1 protein-coding gene is annotated in these 434 nt (G+C 34.3%); it reads left to right on the top strand.

From position 1 onward, the window contains the following. Positions 1-434 (top strand): restriction endonuclease subunit S (locus RU93_RS11880; protein ID WP_143139465.1); only part of this gene is annotated, 434 nt, incomplete at both ends.

Genomic DNA, 434 nt, shown 5'->3' with positions numbered 1-434 from the left:
GGAGATTTATCTGAAATTGTTCGTGGAGCCTCTCCTAGACCAATTCAAGATAAGAAATGGTTTGATTCTAATTCAAATGTAGGGTGGCTTAGAATCTCTGATGTAACTGAACAAAACGGAAGAATTACGTATTTAGAACAAAAAATTTCTAAGGCCGGACAGGAAAAAACAAGGGTTTTATTTGAACCTCATTTATTGTTGAGTATTGCTGCTACTGTAGGAAAACCAGTTGTAAACTATGTAAATACTGGAGTACATGATGGTTTTTTAATATTTTTGAATCCTATATTTGACCGGGAATTTATGTTTCAGTGGTTAGAGATGTTTAGACTAAAATGGCACAAGTATGGGCAACCAGGGAGCCAGGTGAACTTAAATTCTGAATTGGTTAGGAATCAAGAAATTATGATTCCACCTATAAAAGAACAAGTTAT

The organism is Enterococcus aquimarinus, from assembly GCF_001885765.1.
Taxonomy (GTDB): Bacteria; Bacillota; Bacilli; order Lactobacillales; family Enterococcaceae; genus Enterococcus_I; species Enterococcus_I aquimarinus.
The sequence above is the reverse complement of the archived record's forward strand: the minus strand, read 5'-3'. Positions and strand labels throughout refer to the sequence as shown.